Here is a 15,165-nt window from a genome sequence, read left to right as displayed (position 1 = left end):
GGGGTCCCGGCCTGCGCCGGGGCCTTTTTTATTTTCAGCGGGATCGCTCGAAGGCCTGCGTCAGGATCGTGTACTCGCCCCCCGCGATCTTGAGAACCGTCAGGCTTCCACCCATCGCGGCGGCGGTGTCGATGCCGATGCGATGGTTGCCAAAGACGGGCTGGGCGACCGGCGTATGACCATGGACCACCAGCATTGGCAATTGCGGGCCCTCGGAGAGGAAGGGATCGCGGATCCAGATCAGGTCCTCGTCGGTCTGCTGGTCGAGCGGTATGGCAGGCCGAATGCCGGCATGGACGAAGAGGAGGGGGCCGAGGATGATGGCGATCGGCAGGGAGCGCAGCAAATCGATATGCGCCGACGGGATTGCCCTTAGCACGGTTTCGCGGAGTTCTTCGATGCTCCTGCCTTCCTGGAGCAGCAGGTATTCCGCGTCGACGCCATAGGAGGCGAGTGTCTGAAGGGCGCCGAACTCGAGCCAATGGGCGTTGGCGCGCGGATCCTCCAGGAATTTCAGGAAGACATCGTCGTGATTGCCGCAAAGGATGTAGCGGTCAAAGCCCGCGGGCGGCGGCTCGCACAGATGCTGCAGCACGTCGCTCGATCGCGGGCCACGATCGACGTAGTCGCCGAGGAACATCAGGAGTTTGCGGCCAGGGATGGTACAGGCATCCGCGACGATGTGCCTTTCCGCTTCGATCAACGCGTCGTAGCAGCCATGGATGTCGCTCAGCGCATAGATGGCCGTGTAGCTTTCCGCCGTCAGATCGATGCGGGGTCGCGGTTCTGCGAATTTCCCCGCTCTTCTGCCGAAAAGTTGATCAATTAGTCCGGTCATGGACATCCGCATACGCCAACACAAACGGCACAATCTTGGACGGTATTCCAAGCGTCGACTTGTCGCAAGTCTTACGGGCACCGGCATTGGTCTGAACCAATGAAATTACAGGGAATTTCAGCATCGTCTTCGGGAGATTGCATGCTGGGCGCAGCCTCCCGAATGGTCACGATGTTCAGCCGCGATATGGAATTTGATCAACGCCGGCGGGGTTGCGAAAATTTTCTCGAACTCATGCCGGCTGCTATACCAAGCGGCCACCGCCATCCACATGCAGCACCTCTCCCGTGACGAAGCGGTTGGCCATCAGGAAGAGAATGGCCTGGGCGATATCTTCCGGCCGACCGATATTGCGGCTGGGCAGGGCCGAGGCGGTCTGTTCGAGCACCTGCCGCTTAGCCTCGCCCATCAGGCCATCGAGCAGCGGGGTATCCACCCATCCCGGCGAAACCGCATTGATGCGCATCGGCGACAATTCAATGGCAAGAGCGCGAACGATGCTTTCGACTGCGGAGACAGCGGCCGCCACGACCGCTCCGATGGCGGCCGGACGGGTGGCGAACTGCCCGGAGGTCATAGTGATCGAGCTTGCGCTATGCAGATGGGGAAGAGCAGCCTTGATGGCGAGCAAAGGCCCGATCAGGCGTTCGCTGATGACCTTTGAGAGATCCGCTTCCGACTGATCCTTTAGCGGCTGCAGGTGCACCGTTCCGGCCGTGATCAGCAGATGATCGATCCTGTTGATTCCTGTAAATATGGTCGGCTGTGGGGCGGCAATGTCTGCGACGATCTGTGTTGCGCCGCCGATCGCTTCGGCAGCGTCCCGAAGACGTTGTGGGTTGCGGGATATCAGAAAGAGATTCGCGCCGGCATCTTTGGCCTGCCTCGCGGTTGCCAAGCCGATCCCTGAAGAGCCGCCGATGATGACGACGTTCTGGCCCTGGAACGATTGAGCCTCTGTATTGCCCGCTTGAATGGTACTGATCTGCAAGACTGATTCTCCGATTGGATTGTTGACCGGCCTGAAGATCGTTGATCGGCATGTGCTTGAGAAGGAAGCGAATGACGATGTCATTTATCGTAAAACACGATAGACGATGGTCATGGATATGCTTTCTGCCATGCGCATCTTCACCCGTGTCGTCGAACGCGGCAGCCTTTCGGCCGCGGCGCGGGATCTCGGTCTCGGCCAGCCCACTGTCAGCGAACGGATCGAGAAGCTGGAAAAACATTTAAGCGCGCGGCTCCTCTACCGGACGACCCGCTCGGTACAGGCGACCGACGCCGGTGCTCGCTTCTACGAATATGCCAAACGCGCCATTGAAGCGGCCGAAGAGGCGGAGGCTTCCGTCGCCTCGGCTGAGACATCACTAACCGGAACGTTCCGGATCGCGGCGCCGCATGGGCTTGGAGAGATGACATTGCCGCGGCTGCTGATCGAATTCCAGAGATTGCATCCGACTCTGGCCATCGATGTGACCCTGAATGACCGCTTCGTCGATCCGACGACTGAAGGTGTGGATCTCTCCATCCGCATCGGTGAGATCGGCAGCGGCAATTTCATCGCCCGCCGGATGGGCACAATGCGGCGGCTCCTGCTGGCTGCGCCCGGCTATATCGAACGGCAAGGGCTGCCGCGTAAACCGGCTGAGCTTGTGGCACACCCCTTTATCCGTTTCGCCGGTTTCGCGGCGGATGAGCGGCTGCATCTGATCGGTCCCAACGGCGGGCCGGTGGAAGTCCCCATCCGTACCGCATGGCGCGTCAACCACTGGCGGCCGCTCATGGAGGCGGTGCTGGCGGAAAGGGGAATAGGCTCCTTGTTTGCTGCCGTCTGCGGCCGCGAAATCGCCGGAGGAAGGCTCGTTTCCGTCCTGCCCTCCTATGAGTTCAGGCGCGTGGATGTTCATCCCATCTATCCACCGGGGCCGCGCCCTGGGGCTAGGACGAAGGCCTTCCTTGCCCTGCTCTCCGAACGGACCGATCTGCTCTTTGGCGAGACACCCCCTTGAGGATCCCAAGCAATTCCAGGAAAAGTACGCGGCGGTTTTCCGTCCGGAATTGCGCGAAAACAAAGATATGGAGCGGTTCGGAAATTCCGTGAAAAGCTGAACTGCTCTATCGCCCGGCCGCCAGCCGCTCGGCAAATTCGATCGCCTCGATCAGGCTGCGCTCATTGGCAATCCCCTTGCCGGCGATATCGAAAGCCGTGCCGTGGTCGACGGAGGTGCGGACGATCGGCAGACCGAGGGTGATGTTGACGCCGGAGAGATCCATCCATTTGCCCGTTGCCGGATCGATTTCGAAACCGAGCAGCTTGACGGGGATATGCCCCTGATCGTGATACATGGCGACGACGGCATCATATTGGCCGGCGCGCAGCTTGACGAAGACGGTGTCGCCGGGAACCGGGCCGACAATGTCGAGTCCGTCTTCGACCGCCTTGGCGATCGTCGGCGCGGAGATGTCGATGTCCTGCCGGCCGAAAAGACCGCCTTCGCCGGCATGCGGATTGAGCCCGGCCACCGCAATCTTCGGCCTGGCGATGCCGAGGCTGCGCAATGCCTTGTTGGTCAAGTCGATGACGAGGCGCAGCCGCTCGGGCGTCAGGCGCTTCGGCACGTCCTCCAGCGCGACATGGGTGGTGACGTGGCTGACGCGCATATTGCCGTGGGCGAGCATCATCACCGAGCCGCGGGCGCCGGTGAGTTCGGCGAGCAGCTCGGTATGGCCGGCATAGTGGAAGCCGGCCTTGTTCAGCGCTTCCTTGTTGAGCGGCGCCGTGACGATGCCGCCGACCTTGCCTGCCATGGCGAGTTGAACGCTCTTCTCGATCGCCTTGAAAGCCATGCGGCCGGCATCGGCGGAAAGCCGGCCCGGCTGAATCGGCTCCCCCTCCGCATCGGCCTGGATGAAGCAGAGGTTCGGCCAGTCGTCTTTCATCTGCGCTTCGGGGATCTCGATATCGAGGCCGAGCTGCTGTTCGGCGAGCCGCAGAGCTGGGCCGCTGCCGATTATTGTAAGTTTTAGCTTACCTTTCTCGAGCGTGTCCTTCAACCGGGCGGCGGCCTTGACGATGATTTCCGGGCCGATGCCGGCGGGATCGCCCATGGTGATCGCCAGGTGCCGCGTCATGGTTCCTCTCCTCCGGCAATCAGCGCGTTTTCACTTAAGAGATCGCGCCACAGGGTAGGGCCTCCGAATGCGCCGGATTTGGAAATGACCGTGGTCCCCTCCCAGGGGCCGCCGACGATGGTGGAGCGGGGAAGGCCAGGTGCTGCCTGGCCGGTGAGGCTGAGGGCTGCGACATCGAGCGTCGCGCAGAGATTTCGCAAGGTTTCGCCGCCGGCGACGATCAATGCGGCCGGCGCCGGCAGAGCTTTGGCGATATGGCCAAAGGTCGCCGCGATCCGCCTTGCCGCATCGTCGCGTTCGAGTCCTGTCGGCAGATCGAGACTGACCATGGCGACGCCGCTTTGCTGGATTTGTCTGTCGACGGCGTTAGCATCCGCGCCTTCCGAAACCTTCAGCCAATTGGGGCCGCAGGCCTGGAGCTGCGCCAGCGTGATCGGCTGATCCGAGCCGAACAGGCCGAGCACCGGTCTTTGCAGCCGGCGGGAGATGGGAACGCTTGGCGCGGGCTGCAAGGAGTGCCCTTCACCTGCATCTTTTCCGGGATCGGGGAGATGATGCGTCGCCAGATCGATGTTGCGCGCCAGGGCTCGCGCCAGCCCGCCGGTGCCGCTCCAAAGGACCGGTCCCTGTAGCTCAGCGGAGACCCATGCGATGACGGCGTCGAGATCCTCATCCGAATGGGCGTCGAAGACATGGATGCCATCCGGAATGGATTCTCCGGCGTCGACATGGTGGCAACTGAGCGCCGTGTTGAAGGCCGGCAGTCCCTCCGCTCTCAATTGGGCGACGAGATCGCCGCTGATATCGCGCCAGGCATCTTTCCCGGCAAACAGCACCTGCCTGCCGCCCCGCGTGTGCCGCCCGTGATGCGGAAAGGCCGGCGCCAGAATGCAATGCCGCCAGTGGCCGAGCCGAAAGCAGGCCGCAAGCTCCGCAGCCCAAGGCCCGCGAAACAGGCTATCCACCTTCTTGAACGCAAGATCGGCCCCCTGCAGCAGCGGCGCGACGCCGCCAACGATATCAGCCGCAACGGCTGCCGATTTCTCGCGGGTGCCAGTGTCAATCGCAAGGCAATCCGGCAGGCTTACTGGCAGCGCATCTTCCCGCTGCACCTCGATCGGCCCATAGACGCCGACGAATTCGACCGCCGTGTCGAGCGCGCCGGTCAGATCGTCAGCGATGAGGCGGAGGGTGGGCATGAACTTAAGATGCCTTCAGAGGGCCTTGCGGGTATCGGATAGGAACATGGAAGCCAAGCCTTGCGGCTGCTCGGATAGCACGCAGTCTTCAGCCTTCCACCAGGGCTTGTCAACGGGTTGCTTTGTCACCGTATCATTGATCCGGGCTGCGATATCAGCCGCGTTTACTTGGCTGCGCATGTGCGGCTATGCTTGTGCTCAATGACGGGCCTGAGTTGTTCCCATCGCGCGCCCTAGGGAGAACAGAGTGAGCTACGATTTCCATGTGGGCCAAAAGGTCGTCTGCATCAATGACACGTTCAAGCATGTCAGCATCGACCAATTGATCCGTAAGGGAACGATCTACACGATCCGCTGGGTCGGCGAATACACGCATTATGTGGACGGCACGTTCATCGGTGTGAAGCTGGAAGAGATCCATCGCGGCAACGACGACGGCCCCGAAGGCTACGGCGCCGCTGACATGCCCTACCGCGCCAGCCGCTTCCGCCCGCTGGTGAAGGACAAGATTGCCTCTCTCCGAAAGCTGCTGGCGCCGACGCCGGGGGGGCAGGGGGAGAAGGGGAAGAAGGTTAGGAAGACGGAGAAGGTTTGAGGGGCAAACCGCGATTTTCGGAGGTTCCGGTTCCGCAAACCAGAAAGGGAGGTCGAAGCCTCCCGATCCGCATAGCGAAGTGGCCGACCGCTCTGAGCTATCAGCCCTGCTTTACCGCCGTCATATTAAGATGCCAAGGTTCGCTATCCACACCCGAAAATTGCCGCGTGATACCAACGAAACCGCATCGACCAAGCAACTCAGCAAGCGTTCTTTCAGTGTAGCCCCATCGATGCGCGTCTTCACGATTTCCACCACGACTTTCATCCCGCCAGCCAAAGAACCCGGCAAAAGCATGAACTTGCTGGTCGGCGAATTGGCTTTGCGCCGTGCCTAAAAGTTGTCGGGCATGGAATTCCAGATCGGGCACGACGACATTCAGTAATCCACCTGGCATGAGTAGATTGGACCATCGGGCGATAGCCGCTTGTGCGTCGTTTGGATCAAGGTGCTCCAGCATATGTCGCGTATAAATTTCCGCTACGGTGCCATCTGGCACCGTAGGAATCTCCCACGCGTTCGAAACGATATCTACGCCTTCCGCCGGGCGGACATCTACGCTCAAAAATCCAGGGCGCTTTTTTGAGCCTGCGCCGACGTTCAATCTAATTTCTGTCATGCAAATCCTCGTTTACCATTTCGACAATCGTTATAATTGAGAACCGCCGTAGCATCGTGGGCGGCGAGTTCTTGCTGGGCTTCCGTCATCCGCGGCGAAGCTTCGCCCGCGCTCCTCGATCTCGGCAACTTGGCAAAACAGAATCTCGGCTTCGGCGGCTCGCGGATGTTGAGACTGAATTTCTCTTCGCGCTTGCCGAGATTGGTCGAAGATCGTCGGGAACTTTCTTCCGGAACCAGCAGATGTCGTCATGTCGAATAGGTTCGGCCATTCTCAGAAGCATGCTCAGTGTACCGCTCAGGTGTATCAAAAGCGCGGTGCAAAAAGCCTTAAAGCTCAGAAAAAAATGTTTTCCGGGGGATAGAATGGTGCTGCTAGAGAGATTTGAATTTTCTCAAGCCATCCAACAAATCCAGAAAAATCAATTGTTTATGCTCGTTTGTCGGAGGCGCAATGTACTAGAGTGCTGTAACAGAGTCAAGCGATGTCTGGCGTTGCGCGCATGCTGGCAAAATCTATGGTACCGGAGGGAAACTGGTTCCAATATTCAGCGACCCGGTATGGCAAGTAGTGGCAGAAACCATCGAGGAAGACAGGGGCGACGCCATCAAAGCTGCTGCGCCAACAGCAAAGCATCCGGCTGGTTGGTTCAATACCGACTGGGCACCTTTCAAGGTATCGGGAAGAAGCATCGGTGGGCCGAAAGCGGGCCGACATTTACGCTGCCAATTGGCCTGATTTTACGCCGCCGTTGACACCGATCCCCGCATACAGCCGGGTGTCGGCATAGGTTCAAAACCCTCGCGCGTGACGTCGATATCCGGCCAGTTTACATGGACGCGATATAGGGCCATGCGGACGGACGAGGAAGCACCGAATACGGCGAAAATACCATGAAGCCCCTTATCGAGAGGTCCAGAGGCTGCCTCGCTACTCAATCGGTCGAATTTGATTGAGCTGATAACATTGATGATGAGCCGGGAAGCAAGACCGCCATTGATCGTCCATCACGCCAACAAAGCAGGCACCGACGCACGTGGATCAACAGCCCTTGAGGCAATCTTTATGGCCGAGCTGGGCTTCTAAAAGCTTCACCTCACTGAATGGGCAAGTTCAGTGGCGCGGCGACGAGAGCTAAGTCCGAACGTTTGCGGTTTCGTACTCAAGCGACCCATGCGCGATTTGATGGGGGACCCAGGAAGCGTTACGAGGCTCGATAGGTAATGCAATAAACTGTCTGTCAATGCGATACTAACGCATTTGTTCGCAGCGGCGGCTTAACCAAAAGTTTGCCAGATACTGACGCAGTGAAGGGACCTGGCGGCAATTTGCCAGAGACTGCCTAGCGCTAGTCCTCGATTGGTTCAACGGCAAATGACCCTAATCATGGAGTACCCGCACTTGTGACCGCCATATGAATTCGTCTCAACCATATCGTGTCGGCCCGACATCCCGGAACTCTTGCAAAGGCCAGTCGCAAGAGGCTCGAGGTTGGTATAGCAGTATTTATACACGTCGTGGGGCTTGCAAGCGCCTTCGTGCTCGCCAAGGCACACCGTATACACCTGCTGTGCCCAACAAGAATTTGCTGCAAAAAACAAAACGCTTGAAAGGCTCAACGCGACTAACTTGACTTGCATGGGAACCTCCTCTTACTGCTAAAACTGAGTAATCCGACAGAATTATCTGGCGTATTAGTGTTCTGGTAAGAAACACACGGAACACAAGCCAAGAGAATCCCTACCTCACGCAATCTTGCAACTTTCCCCTTAACATCTATCTTTGTTGCAAAACTTACGATATAATATACATCGCAAAATTGCAAGCCATCGCATGGCATTGATGCAAGTATATTCTTAAAGACTCAAAGCAACATGGAGGTAAGCCATGCCGAGCCCTGCCGATATTGCCTCAATTATTAAGAATATTGGTGATGCGTACGATATTAAATTTGAAAATATTAATGATGATGACATTGCCAAAAATAAGCTGGCGTCTGATATACAGCAAGATGATTCAGAAGTATCTGACGACGACCCTCGCAAGATTTACGACGATGGCAGCAGTTATACATTCGACAGCTTCACTGGATTTGTACCCAACCTTGAGACCTTCTCAATCGGCGACATTGCACCAGACCCAAATCTTTATCCGCGGCGTATTGAGCAAAATCTCGACGAAGCACTGCGACTTTCACAAATGTGCCTACAACTTCGTCAGTCTTATATGGAGCTCGCCAGGCTTCGCAACGACACGAAATTTAAGCTTGAGGAGTTCTTTCGCCTCGATAAAGTGCATAAGAGAGAGGTCACTGCAGGTGTATATAAGCTTCCTTGGCAGGAAGCGCAGGATGATGTTGTTGCCTTGACCGACGCCTCAGCGCAGACTTTGGCGCAACAGAAGATCGTCGAAGACATGATAAACAACAACGGCAGTGGTCCTGGGTATTCCGGTATTCTGTCATCAGGAAGCGTAACTGGATATATCACAGCTGCAGCACAGTTGGCGCAAGATTCCGCGAGCTTCAATCAACCTGAAATTCACGGCGGCACTACCCAAACAATAACCTATCGGGCGGGGTTCGATGCTGCCACTTGGTATACGGCCCTTGCATCCGCGAAGGCGAGCGCTGCGCAACTAAAAGGCAGGCTCGACACAGCTAAGCGCAAAAATATTTACCTAAAAAAGGACGAAATATTTAGAACGCACAGGGCAGCGATAAGCAAATATCTTGCTATACTTCAGGCTAGTGAATTCGCCCGCAAGACATCTGCTATAAACTACAACGAGAGGCTAATTCAGCAGGGTGATTTATTCAGGGCCAATTTGAAATGCCTTATCGAGCGCGTGTTTGCTTTACGCGATGGATTGCACGACAGCTATAATATAAAAATAGATCTTAAGGACCCTGCGCGAGGAAAGATACTTGATAAGGTCTCCATTTGGCTTGTTGACGTTCAGAATGCTGTCACGAAATACAGAAGGCAACAGCGATCTCTCGTGCGTTCAGTATGGAGCGACGCGATTAGCGTCTCTGGCAAGGGGGGGCCCAACGGATCGCTCGATATGCTGCAAACTCGATTCGTTGTCGATAGCACAAGTATACCCTCCCAAACGTCGTTGCTAAGAGGGGTGTCATTCGAATACCTAGGCCAGCAACAACAGCCCATTTCCCTTTCCGTGCTCCCTCCTGCCGGCGCATACGTCGCCGCCGTCCGATCTGACGGTCAACCCGACACCCTCCAGTTTGGACGAATATTCGCAGTCACCGCATCCCTGGACTTGAAGCCGCAACACTCCGACGTTTTGTGGAACGGGTCCGCGATGGGCGAGTGGCAAATTGCTGGCTTGTTTAATCAAAGCGCTGGGTCAATAGACCACATCATAATGCATCTTTGGTTAGCTGAGCTTTAGTAAAACTATTAAACTTTCGGAGAGAGCGTTATGCAACCCAGGTTCGACGGTTTACCTTTGTGTTGTTTGTACATTGCCGGTCTCGCATTACTGCTATCCAACGACGTAACCTTAGCAGCGAGCAACGCGCTGCAGGTGCTTGAGCTTAGATACGGTGGGCAGAACAAATCCGGCAACTTCACGCCAAGGATGATTGGAAAATGCAACGGAAGATCAATGTGCGTATTTAGATGCAACAATGGAGAATTCAGCGACGTTGATCGTAGAGTTAGTAAGTATTGTTATATCCGATACGTCTGCGGCAACGGTCCAGCTCGTGAAAACACCTATCCCGAAAGTGATCAACAAATTACCCTTGATTGCACAGTGATGGAGGGACCGTAGGGAGCAAAATTGACAAACAGCTTTTCAAGTAAGAGTAATATACGCCATCCCACAACTAACTTGAGATCCCGTTCAACGGTTAAATGGCAGGGGATGTACCCAATGGAGATTAGCCGACGAGCATTGATTAAGCTTCTGCTTACATCTACCGCGATAGCTCGCTCGGGTTCTTTTCTCGGGTCAGTTGCCAAGGCTGACGACGACTCCGAGTTATATGCGGATCAGGAGATTTCATACTACAATGAGACAGTTAAAAATAATGATGCAGATGCCGTGTTTGCCGAATCCGCTTCAAAAAATGGTAGCTGGAGGGACGGGGGCACCCCAAACTTAGATGGTCGTATTCCTGGATTGTTCTGGCTTGACCCAATGCAGGCGTCGGCGGTCAATTCACAAAGCGACGAGGATCGGCTCGCGCGAAATTACGGTTTGGGAGATCCGACCCGACATTTCAATTCGTTCGGCGACTTGGCTCCAGAAATCGAGAAATATTTTGATCACGGTTATGTCGACAGCATTCCCACGGATATTTTGAATGCGGCCCGCTCACGCCCGACCAACGTTGGTGAGGAAATGCGTTTGGGAGAAAGACTGGCGCCGGCTGATATTAGGAGCTTTTTTGCGAATAGGCCGGATCTGACTGGGGCGGTCTTTATTGCTGTTGCGCCCGTTTTAATCGATCGGATTGCCTCCACAGGTAACTTCTCTTTTCCGGCAATTCCCCTTCAAATGGGATCCGCTATCTCAGCTGAGGTTTCGCTCGGTTTTCAGAACTGGACTCAATTGAATTCGATCCATATTGGCGTCGACGCGAACTATCCGCTCAAAACCAATGGCCCGTCTATTGAGTTCAATTCCAGGTTCGATGATCTGAATACGACGATCCCCAAGACTTCATACGACCTTACTATCCGGGTTGGCTTCTGACGCTGAAGAATACACCGTGACTGGTGAGTCAATCGAAGCCAGCGTCGTAGCCATGCGGGGCACACAGGGTTGGATATTGAATGGCGACCAAGAACGTCAAAGCGGACCACATCCCAACTTAGGCAGACCGAGGGGTACAGGGGTCAATGCGCAGTCCGTGTTTCATGCCCGCTAGCACAGCAAGATAGCGCTGTCGCAAATTGTAGACCTCGGAGATGCATTAGTCCGCTTAAGGTTGACGGCGTTTCACATATCTCTCCCATCGACGGTATCGAAACACCTTAACCATGACAAACGAACGCCGTGACGTCACGAAATCGCCTCCTCTCGACCGCAACTCGTGGCACCCATATCCAATCTTATTCTGACAACGCGTGCCGACTACGGCGTGAAACCCACTCGGGGCCGCATGGGTCCGAAGCGTGTAAGGTGCTTAAGGGCGCGTTCGTTTTCATTGCAGAAATTTTAGGTGGCATCATGAGGGATAGCCGCGCGGCATCACCCCCCCGTGGCCCCGTCGCCGCCTATCGAACCAGGGTGGCCCGAGTAGGCGACCGGTGCTTCGTTGCGTAGCCTGCTAGCGCAGAGCATCTGAAGTTATTGTGTTTTACGTGCACAATGAACGTTGACATTAGATAATTCGCCTGACATGCTCTCTTTGGACAGGAGAACACGTCGTGAAACAGTACGTCATATACAAGCGCGTCAGCACCGAGGACCAAGGCAAGAGCGGCCACGGCCTAGATGCTCAGCAGCGAGACATTGATATCTTCCTTGAGCAGTTCTCCGACGTCCCCTTCGAGGTGGCGGGAGAGTTTCAGGATATTCAATCCGGCTCCGAAAATGACAGGCCCGAGTTGGCGAAGGCACTGGACCTCGTTCGGAAGACCGGCGCGGAGTTGCTGGTGGCGAAGCTTGACCGCCTCAGCCGTAAGGTCGCCTTCATTGCAACCCTCATGGATGACAGGAAGGTGAAGCTTCGGGTGGCTCAGATGCCGCAGGCCGACAAGTTCCAACTTCATATTTACGCGGCGTTGGCCGAGCAGGAACGGGAATTTATCTCGGCGCGGACGAAGGCAGCATTGGCGGCGGCGAAGGTCACCCACGCGGCAAAGCGGAAGGCGGACCCGACGTACTCAAAGCGGATTGGGGGGCTCCGCGACAAGACGATGAAGCGCAACGAAGCGATCCAGCAGAAGGCGGATGCCGAAGCCGCCAAGGTCATGAAGATTGTTGGGCCGCTGCGGTCGTCGGGGCAGACCCTAAGCGCCATAGCCGAAACGCTGAACAGTATGGGCGTGGCGACCTCCCGTGGCGGCACATGGACGGCAACGCAGGTCTCCCGGGTGATCGAACGAGGCCGGAAGCAGGCGTGAGGCTGCTTTGGTCTCATTTTCTGGCTGTCACATTTTCCCATTTTGGGGTCAACGATTTTCCCATGCACACCGTAGAGCGCCTGACCTGCTTGGGTGCGCACCAGATTAAAGATCTAGCGTGTCTGCTGATTTCATTAAATAGCTGTTTTCATTTAATTTTCTCGCGAAATCCGCTTGACGGAAACTCGCTGAATGGGGCATAACCGTTCTCGCCTGACGGTCTGGGGACACCACCCCAGCGCAGGGGTCGGACAGCGGCCCCGTAGAGCGGAAACAAAGCACCAAATCGGGAACGGTCGAATGATCGTAAGCAGTGGCAAGGCGGGACGGCAGGTGGCCGGAACGATGAACCGAGCGGTGAGGGACTGGCAGGGACAACGACCCCGAGCCCCCTGAGATGCACCGACAGACAACCATAGCCCACGACATGACCTCATAGATTATCCAGACTGCTCAAATAAGTCCCGCCCCCGTGCCTCAGGGTCCAGGTACGGTTTCGGCCATGCAGTATGCTGCATGAACAGAGTGATAGATCGCTGCTCTGCCACGACCTAATTCCCAGACGAGATCACCAACACACATGAAAACCTGCAAGGCCCAGGGCTGCTCGACGCAGACCAACGGCTTCAGCTCCCTTTGCGAGCGCCATAAGAGAACCAAAGCCCGCCATGGACATCCTCACCAGACCGGCGTGACGAAAGCAGACCTCAAACCATACCTCAAGGAGATCGACAGCTACTTGACCACCGTATCGGCGGCCAATTCCAATGACATCATGAACGACATCTGGAGCCGCACAGTAGCCAAGGCTCAGGCCCACATTGACGGTTCAGATCGTGGGGTTCCGGTCAACGTGCATGAACTTCAGGCATCCAAGGCAATCGTTTCGCTGTCCAAGGAGACCGACAGCGGCACTGTATGCAAACTCCTGATGGCCATGGGGTTCTGGTACGAAGACGATCAGCGCCGCTGGAAGTACGACGAAGGCTTCCGCTTCCAGACGGTTCGAATGCTGCTTCGGCTGAACCCGCGAGAGGCGACGTACAAGTGGTCGGTGAACGGGCTTACCCGCACGGTTTACCGGGAGATACCGCCGAGGACCATAAGGGTGCTGTGGTCGATCATCGAGGACACCAAGCTTACCGGCTACGGTGTAGAGATCGCCCGTCGCAAGGCGCGAGCCTTGGAGGTGGCACGGCAGAAAGCCAGAACCGAACGTGACGCCATACTTGGACCGGAGCAGACCGGAGGTGCAGTATGAAGCCGCACCGGACACGCGCTGAATATGCCCGGATGCGCAAAGCTGCGGCGGTAACGTGGAGGAAGCAAGCAAACAGGATCGACAAGGCGGTACGAGCCGCGCTCGATAAAGAAGAGCGGAGGGAGGAACGCGCCGCGCGGCGGTTGCAAGAAGCGGCCCAGGCGCTCGTGGTAAGCTCCCAAGCCCCTAGAGGACGCGGCGGAGGCGTTACACTGTGATCGCCGCTGAGATCACAGATGCGGGGAGCGATCAGGCGCTGATTGCCAGACACCCCGCCTGGAGCAACGATGATGATGCACCGGCCTACACCTTGCTCAGGGATGCTTGGCACGAGCCATGTAGCCTCGATCACGACTGGCGTGTGCGACCAGGGACACAGATCGTCAATCCGGCAACCGGCGAAGTCACCGTCGTGCCTGAACCCCTCTCGTACCGAGGCGGTGACCTTACGGTAGGGCAACTAGCCAAACGACTTGAGATGGGACCAAGGAAAACCAGAGCCGCCCTCGTAGACCTTGGCATTCTCCATGGGGAGAGCGAGGTCAAGATGGTGCCAATGGTCTCCGATCCGATGCAGACGAAGCCTGAGTATTCAAGTCGTCTAAGGCTGTCAGAATGGGCCGTGAAGATGCGCTACGGTCGGAGAGTGACGGCTGTCAAGGGCTATGACCTGGATTGGATTACTCCGACAGGCTGGGCCTATATCGACAAGATGCTTGCCATGAGTGCGGTGCTGAGGAAGCCACCGAAGAAGGAACCTAAGGCAATCGAGGTCATCGGCCAGTTACTTGCGGATGATCCCACGTTGCGGCAGGTGGACATCGTTCGGTTGACAGGGTTGTCGAAGATGACCGTGCATCGAAACCTCCGCCTTCTAGGCAAAAAGGTAACATCGAACCGTCCTTCCGCCATATATACCATAGTCGACACAGGTGGCCTGAACACCTTCGAAACATAGAACCGGACACCATCCTAACGATGGACAGCCCGGAACGGGACTGAGACCAATCCCATCCGGTCAGACCTCAACAACTCCGCAACGCCATCGTAACGATGACCGACGTGGAGAAGGCCCCCGGCCATGAAGACCAATCCCTTGAACATCGACCAAGGATGCAGAGGCAACGCCTACATCCACTGCAACGTAGGTCCTCTGAGCCCTTGGTCGGTCGCAAGTGAAGGGCTTCGCCCGTTCTGATCGGGGTGGTCTCCCACGCAGTGAACACCTGAACATCGGCGCTGCATCCACTGAGGGCAACTCGACAGAGTGCGACCTCAGCCAATCAGCGTTCCACCCAATTCGACAGCAATCCCGCTTTCGGACAACGCCCAGTCATGGGCAAAAATAGGAAATTCGAAACGACATGGATAAATCTGCCCTTCCAGCTATGACGGCCCACGAAGCCCTGCTGGAAAA

13 protein-coding genes are annotated in these 15,165 nt (G+C 56.6%); 7 read left to right on the top strand and 6 right to left on the bottom strand.

Features of this window, described 5'->3' with window-relative positions; all coding sequences use genetic code 11:
• Positions 1-34: 34 nt before the first annotated feature.
• Both QDY28_RS11855 and QDY28_RS11850 read right to left on the bottom strand, forming a co-directional pair.
• Positions 35-838: a metallophosphoesterase gene (locus QDY28_RS11855; protein ID WP_331381865.1), complete on the bottom strand. Its 804-nt coding sequence runs from the start codon at positions 836-838 to the stop codon at positions 35-37.
• A gap of 244 nt (positions 839-1,082) precedes the next feature.
• Complete coding sequence (locus tag QDY28_RS11850) at positions 1,083-1,829, bottom strand: SDR family oxidoreductase (protein ID WP_331381864.1); 747 nt, start codon at positions 1,827-1,829, stop codon at positions 1,083-1,085.
• Positions 1,830-1,941: 112 nt separating this feature from the next.
• On the opposite strand from QDY28_RS11850, the gene QDY28_RS11845 reads away from it, so the two are divergent.
• Positions 1,942-2,850 (top strand): LysR family transcriptional regulator, encoded by a 909-nt coding sequence (locus tag QDY28_RS11845; protein WP_331381863.1) that lies wholly within the window; start codon positions 1,942-1,944, stop codon positions 2,848-2,850.
• Between the two features lie 106 nt (positions 2,851-2,956).
• Here QDY28_RS11845 and pdxA read toward each other — a convergent pair whose 3' ends face one another.
• From pdxA to QDY28_RS11830, 3 genes are read right to left on the bottom strand one after another with little or no spacing between them, the layout of a single operon-like run.
• Positions 2,957-3,973, bottom strand: coding sequence for a 4-hydroxythreonine-4-phosphate dehydrogenase PdxA (pdxA, locus tag QDY28_RS11840; protein ID WP_331381862.1), 1,017 nt, complete (start codon positions 3,971-3,973; stop codon positions 2,957-2,959).
• Entirely contained in the window at positions 3,970-5,172 is a 1,203-nt protein-coding gene (locus tag QDY28_RS11835) for a four-carbon acid sugar kinase family protein (protein WP_331381861.1), read from the bottom strand. The genes pdxA and QDY28_RS11835 overlap by 4 nt, the downstream gene beginning before the upstream one ends.
• Before the next feature lie 15 nt (positions 5,173-5,187).
• On the bottom strand, positions 5,188-5,352 hold the full coding sequence (locus QDY28_RS11830; RefSeq protein ID WP_331381860.1) for a hypothetical protein: 165 nt from the start codon (positions 5,350-5,352) through the stop codon (positions 5,188-5,190).
• A gap of 67 nt (positions 5,353-5,419) precedes the next feature.
• Here QDY28_RS11830 and QDY28_RS11825 point away from each other — a divergent pair, with 67 nt between their 5' ends.
• Positions 5,420-5,767 carry a CAP-Gly domain protein gene (locus tag QDY28_RS11825; protein ID WP_331381859.1) on the top strand — a complete coding sequence of 116 codons (348 nt, stop codon included), beginning with the start codon at positions 5,420-5,422 and terminating at the stop codon, positions 5,765-5,767.
• 100 nt (positions 5,768-5,867) lie between these two features.
• Here the strand turns inward: QDY28_RS11825 and QDY28_RS11820 are convergent, their stop codons facing one another.
• A complete protein-coding gene (locus QDY28_RS11820) occupies positions 5,868-6,386 on the bottom strand; it encodes a class I SAM-dependent methyltransferase (RefSeq protein ID WP_331381858.1) in 519 nt (172 codons plus the stop codon).
• A 1,887-nt stretch (positions 6,387-8,273) separates the two neighbouring features.
• Between QDY28_RS11820 and QDY28_RS11815 the strand changes: the two genes are divergently transcribed.
• The 5 genes from QDY28_RS11815 (at position 8,274) to QDY28_RS11795 (ending at position 14,706) form a co-directional block, all read left to right on the top strand.
• Positions 8,274-9,800, top strand: coding sequence for a hypothetical protein (locus tag QDY28_RS11815; protein ID WP_331381857.1), 1,527 nt, complete (start codon positions 8,274-8,276; stop codon positions 9,798-9,800).
• Positions 9,801-10,286: 486 nt separating this feature from the next.
• A complete protein-coding gene (locus QDY28_RS11810) occupies positions 10,287-11,111 on the top strand; it encodes a hypothetical protein (protein ID WP_331381856.1) in 825 nt (274 codons plus the stop codon).
• A 677-nt stretch (positions 11,112-11,788) separates the two neighbouring features.
• Entirely contained in the window at positions 11,789-12,487 is a 699-nt protein-coding gene (locus tag QDY28_RS11805) for a recombinase family protein (RefSeq protein WP_331381855.1), read from the top strand.
• Between the two features lie 580 nt (positions 12,488-13,067).
• The gene (locus QDY28_RS11800) at positions 13,068-13,748 is read left to right on the top strand and encodes a hypothetical protein (RefSeq protein WP_331381854.1); all 681 of its coding nucleotides are present in this window, start codon (positions 13,068-13,070) and stop codon (positions 13,746-13,748) included.
• Positions 13,749-13,962: 214 nt separating this feature from the next.
• Entirely contained in the window at positions 13,963-14,706 is a 744-nt protein-coding gene (locus QDY28_RS11795; RefSeq protein WP_331381853.1) for a hypothetical protein, read from the top strand.
• The last annotated feature ends 459 nt before the right edge of the window (positions 14,707-15,165 follow it).

This window comes from Rhizobium sp. BR 362 (genome assembly GCF_036528765.1).
Classification (GTDB): Bacteria; Pseudomonadota; Alphaproteobacteria; order Rhizobiales; family Rhizobiaceae; genus Rhizobium.
The sequence above is the reverse complement of the archived record's forward strand: the minus strand, read 5'-3'. Positions and strand labels throughout refer to the sequence as shown.